At 72.1% G+C, this 4,891-nt stretch carries 4 protein-coding genes; 1 reads left to right on the top strand and 3 read right to left on the bottom strand.

Annotated features, from left to right (window positions below; all coding sequences use genetic code 11):
- Positions 1–208 precede the first annotated feature (208 nt).
- Positions 209–1,216, bottom strand: coding sequence for a stage II sporulation protein M (locus BN2279_RS07250; RefSeq protein ID WP_059007636.1), 1,008 nt, complete (start codon positions 1,214–1,216; stop codon positions 209–211).
- A gap of 74 nt (positions 1,217–1,290) precedes the next feature.
- Here BN2279_RS07250 and BN2279_RS07245 point away from each other — a divergent pair, with 74 nt between their 5' ends.
- On the top strand, positions 1,291–2,223 hold the full coding sequence (locus BN2279_RS07245; RefSeq protein WP_059007634.1) for an RDD family protein: 933 nt from the start codon (positions 1,291–1,293) through the stop codon (positions 2,221–2,223).
- On the opposite strand, the gene BN2279_RS07240 is transcribed toward BN2279_RS07245, so the two are convergent.
- Both BN2279_RS07240 and ahcY read right to left on the bottom strand, forming a co-directional pair.
- Positions 2,207–2,842, bottom strand: coding sequence for a hypothetical protein (locus BN2279_RS07240; RefSeq protein ID WP_059007632.1), 636 nt, complete (start codon positions 2,840–2,842; stop codon positions 2,207–2,209). The two genes, BN2279_RS07245 and BN2279_RS07240, sit on opposite strands and share 17 nt — an antisense overlap.
- Before the next feature lie 79 nt (positions 2,843–2,921).
- Positions 2,922–4,355, bottom strand: a complete 1,434-nt coding sequence (gene ahcY / locus BN2279_RS07235; protein WP_059007630.1) for an adenosylhomocysteinase — start codon at positions 4,353–4,355, stop codon at positions 2,922–2,924.
- Between the last annotated feature and the right edge of the window lie 536 nt (positions 4,356–4,891).

Genomic DNA, 4,891 nt, shown 5'->3' with positions numbered 1-4,891 from the left:
CCACTACTTTAGAGGCAATCCCCGCCGAATTCCAAATCCGGCCCCGCGAACCCCATTCCCGGCAAGCGGAAATAGACCCTCACGGGCAGAAGCTTCGTTCATAGTGGGTGCCACACTCGGTGGCGGAGTGCCCCCACCTTCCCCGGTGGAACCGGGCGGCTCGGTGGCAGCTCGGAGAACATTACGCGTCCGTAGGGGGCGCGTCAAGTCAGGCCGCCACCGGTGCCTCGTCCTCGCGGTCGGCCGCCGTCATGTCGCCGGTCTCCCCCGCCGCCACGGCACGCCGGCCCAGGACGAAGACGTAGGTCAGGAAGGCCAGCTCGGCCGCCACGCCGATGGCGATCCGGGCCCAGGTGGGCAGGCCGGAGGGCGTCACGAAGCCCTCGATCGCCCCCGAGATCAGCAGCACCACCAGCAGGCCGATGGCCATGCCGATCGCGGCGCGGCCCTCCTGGGCCAGCGCCGCCGCGCGGGGGCGGGGGCCGGGGTCGATCACCGTCCAGCCCAGGCGCAGGCCGACGCCGCCCGCGACGAAGACGGCGGTCAGCTCCAGCAGGCCGTGCGGCAGGATCAGGCCGAGGAAGACATCGAGGCGGCCGGCCGACGCCATCAGGCCGACGCCGGTCGCCACGTTCACCGCGTTCTGGAGCAGGACCCAGAGGACGGGCAGGCCGAGCAGGGCACCGAAGGCCAGGGACAGGCCCGCGACCTGCACATTGTTCGTCCAGACCTGGGCGGAGAAGGCCGCCGCGGGGCTGCTGGAGTAGTAGGACTCGTAGGCGCCGCCGGGGCGCGTCATCTCGCGGAGGTCCTCGGGGGCGGCCATCGACGCGCGGACGCCGGGGCTCTCCGCGATCCACCAGCCCAGGGCGGCGACCACGAGCGTGAAAAGGAGAGCCGTGGGGACCCACCAGTGCCGGGTGCGGTAGCAGGCGGCCGGGAACCCGGTGGTGAAGAAGGTCACCGCGTCGCGCCAGGTCGCCCTGCGGGTGCCGACCACGACGCTGCGGGCCCGTGCGACCAGGGTCGTCAGCCGGGCCATGAGCGCCGGGTCGGGTGCCGAGGAGCGCAGCAGCGACAGGTGGGTCGCCGTGCGCTGGTACAGCTCGACCAGCTCGTCCGTCTCGGCACCGGTGAGCCTCCGGGGGCGGCGCAGCAGCGCTTCCAGCCGGTCCCACTCCGCCCGGTGCGCGGCGACGAAGACGTCGAGATCCATACGCAGAGCTTGTCAGACGGCAGTGTCAGACTGTCCAGCGGAGAGCGGATCCGTGGGAGCGGCGGGATGAGTCGATGAGTCAGGTGGTGACGGGCGACGCGGTCGTCCTGGGACTTCAGCCCGCCCGGCTCCCGAGCCGGATCATGGCCGTCGCCCTGGATCTGCTGCTGTATGTCGGTGGCTATCTGCTGCTGTCCGTCGTCCTGCTGAGCACGGTGCTGCCGCTGGGCACGGCCGCCGCGGCGGCGGTGCAGGTGGCGTTGCTGATCCTGATCCTGGTGGGGGTCCCGGTCGCGGTGGAGACGCTGAGCCGGGGTCGTTCGCTGGGGAAGGCCGCCTTCGGGCTGCGGGTGGTGCGGCGGGACGGCGGGCCGATCCGGTTCCGGCACGCGCTGGTGCGGGGGGTGGTCGGGTTCGTCGAGACGATCATCAGCGCGGGCGCCGTGCCGGTCATCGCGTCGCTGGTGTCGGCGGAGGGCCGGCGGCTCGGCGATGTCTTCGCGGGCACGCTGGTGGTGCGGGAGCGGATCCCGGGCAGTGGCAGGGCGGCCGGGGCGGTGCCGCCGCCTCCGGCGACGGCCGGGGAGTTCGCCGGGCTGGATCTGTCCCGGGTGCCGGACAGGCTGTGGCTGGCGGTGCGGCAGTACCTGGCGCGGATGGGTGAGCTGGACCCGCAGGTGGCGTGGTCGATGGCGGTGCGGCTGGCGGGCGACGTGGTGGAACGGGTCGGCGCGCCCGCGCCCGCCGGAGCGCATCCGGCGGCGTATCTGGCGGGGGTGGTCGCGGAGCGGCAGCGGCGGGAGGCCGAGCGGGCCTTCGGCACGCCGCCTGCCGCGCCCCCGGACCGGGCGATACCGCCGGCCGCTCCGCTCATGCCACCGGTCATGCCTCCGGCCGCGCCTCCCGTCTCGCCCTCCGTCGCGCCGGAGGCGGAGCCCCGGCGGGAGCCGGAAGCTCGGCCCGGGGCGGAGCCCGGGCGGCGGACCGGGTTCACTCCGCCGTCCTGAAGTCCGTGGGCGGTGTGTCCAGTTCCTCCAGCTCGACGCCGGGCGCGGCCAGGACGACATCACCCGCGAGGTGCACGGCGTGCCGCTCCCCGGTCTCCATGTCGTCGACGCGGTACGCCTCGACGGTCAGCGTGCCGTCGCCGTCCGCCGGGCGGTGGGCCTCGGTGCCGGTCAGGGTCCAGGTCTCGTCGCGGGCGCGGGCGGCCAGGGTGTGCGGGGCGAAGCCGAGGAGCCGGACGCGGGTGCTCCGGCCCGGGGTTCCGGTGAGCCGCAGCAGGCGCGCGGTGGCGACGAGGAAGGCCGGGGAGGAGCCGGTGAAGGCGCGGGCGGGCGCGTTGCCCTCCTGGGCCTGTTCGCCGGTGTCCTCGGCCATCCGGACCCAGGTCACGCCGTCGAGCGCGGCGCCGCGCACCCGCCAGCCGCCGGCGCGCAGTTCGAGCCGGATCGGGCGGCCGAGCCGGTCCAGCGTCAGGTCGAGTGATCCGGCGGGCGCGCCGCCGGGGGTGGTGGTGCGGGACACGTAGCGCCAGCCGCTGGGGCCGGGCGCGCACTGGAAGCGCTCGTCGCCGAGTGGGGTCCCGTCGTGCGGGTCGTGGAGGCTGTATCGGCCGCGGGGCATGGCTGCCTGGGTCGGGGACCGGACGCGGGCGCGGGGGCCGGCCGCCGTGCGGGGCGGCCGGCCCCCGGCCCTCGCGCGGTCAGTACCGGTAGTGCTCGGACTTGTACGGACCCTCGACCGGGACGCCGATGTACGACGCCTGCTCCGGGCGGAGCTCGGTCAGCTTGGCGCCGAGGGCGTCCAGGTGCAGGCGGGCGACCTTCTCGTCGAGGTGCTTCGGGATCGTGTAGACGCCCGTGGGGTACTCGTTGGTCTTCGTGAACAGCTCGATCTGGGCGATCGTCTGGTTCGCGAAGCTGTTGGACATGACGAACGACGGGTGGCCGGTCGCGTTGCCCAGGTTCAGCAGGCGGCCCTCGGACAGGACGATGATGGTGTGACCGTCCGGGAAGGTCCACGTGTGGACCTGCGGCTTGATCTCGTCCTTGACGACGCCGGGCAGCTTCGCGAGACCGGCCATGTCGATCTCGTTGTCGAAGTGGCCGATGTTGCCGACGATCGCCTGGTGCTTCATCCGGGCCATGTCGGAGGCGAGGATGATGTCCTTGTTGCCGGTGCAGGTGATGAAGATGTCGGCGGTCTCGACGACGTCTTCGAGCCGGGCCACCTGGTAGCCGTCCATGGCGGCCTGGAGGGCGCAGATCGGGTCGATCTCGGTGACGATCACGCGCGCGCCCTGACCGCGCAGCGACTCGGCACAGCCCTTGCCGACGTCGCCGTAGCCGAACACGACCGCGACCTTGCCGCCGATCAGCACGTCGGTGGCGCGGTTGATGCCGTCGATCAGCGAGTGGCGGCAGCCGTACTTGTTGTCGAACTTCGACTTGGTGACCGCGTCGTTGACGTTGATGGCCGGGAAGAGGAGCGTCCCGTCGCGGAACATCTCGTACAGGCGGTGGACGCCGGTGGTGGTCTCCTCGGTGACGCCGCGGATGTCCGAGGCGAGCTGCGTCCACTTCTGCGGCGTCTCGGCCACGGTGCGGGTCAGCAGTTCGAGGATGACGGCGTGCTCCTCGTTCTCGGCGGTGGACACGTCCGGGACGCGGCCGGCCTTCTCGTACTCGACGCCCTTGTGGACCAGGAGTGTGGCGTCGCCGCCGTCGTCCAGGATCATGTTGGGGCCGCCGGTGGGGCTGTCGGGCCAGGTCAGGGCCTTCTCGGTGCACCACCAGTACTCTTCGAGCGTCTCGCCCTTCCAGGCGAAGACGGGGATGCCGGCGGCGGCGATCGCCGCGGCGGCGTGGTCCTGGGTGGAGAAGATGTTGCAGGAGGCCCAGCGGACCTCGGCGCCGAGAGCGACCAGGGTCTCGATCAGCACGGCGGTCTGCACGGTCATGTGCAGTGAACCGGTGACGCGGGCGCCGGCCAGCGGCTGCGACGCGGCGTACTCCCGGCGGATCGCCATCAGGCCGGGCATCTCGTGCTCGGCGAGAGTGATCTCCTTGCGGCCGAACTCGGCCAGCGACAGATCGGCGACCTTGAAGTCCTGAGCGGCGGATGCGCTCGTTGTCATGACGGCTGCTCCTCACAGATCAGCTTGTGGCGGACACGATGCGACAGCGGGCGCGCCCTGTGACCAGCGGCACGTCCGGAGCTTCGCAGTCCGTCGGAGGGCCTTCTTTCCCCTCGGCCGGGACGGCGCCTGGCCGCCCGACTGCCATCAGCAGCGACGTGAACTTCGACGCCGAATCTACACCGGCCGCCCGGGGGACGCTCAAGACGGCCGGTGCGTCCCGGCCACGAGGGGCTACAGGGCGACGGTGGCGCGGAACAGGGTGCCCGCGCCCTCGGCCGTGACGCGTTCGCCCGCGGGCACGTAGGCGGACTGGCCGCGTTCCAGGGTCAGTTCGGCGGCTCCTCCGGCGCGCGGGGTGGCGCGCAGGGCGATGGCGCCGTCCGTGCCCGCCTCTTACACACATCTGACGCTGCCCACGACCACGATAGACGTGCAATTCTGGCGCTTTCCACTGCCGTTAAAAGATTAAGCCGTGGGCTTTCACATTAGACTAAACAGACCGCCTGCGCTCCCTTTACACCCAATAACTCCGG

The organism is Streptomyces specialis (assembly GCF_001493375.1).
Lineage (GTDB): Bacteria > Actinomycetota > Actinomycetes > Streptomycetales > Streptomycetaceae > Streptomyces > Streptomyces specialis.
Note: the sequence above shows the minus strand (reverse complement) of the source record. Positions and strands in the feature narration are given on the sequence as shown.

What these genes read in the sequence shown, in the direction of transcription:
- BN2279_RS07250 (WP_059007636.1), bottom strand. Translation starts at nt 1,216, where the DNA reads ATGGATCTCGACGTCTTCGTCGCCGCGCACCGGGCGGAGTGGGACCGG.
- BN2279_RS07245 (WP_059007634.1), top strand. Translation starts at nt 1,291, where the DNA reads ATGAGTCAGGTGGTGACGGGCGACGCGGTCGTCCTGGGACTTCAGCCC.
- BN2279_RS07240 (WP_059007632.1), bottom strand. Translation starts at nt 2,842, where the DNA reads ATGCCCCGCGGCCGATACAGCCTCCACGACCCGCACGACGGGACCCCA.
- ahcY (WP_059007630.1), bottom strand. Translation starts at nt 4,355, where the DNA reads ATGACAACGAGCGCATCCGCCGCTCAGGACTTCAAGGTCGCCGATCTG.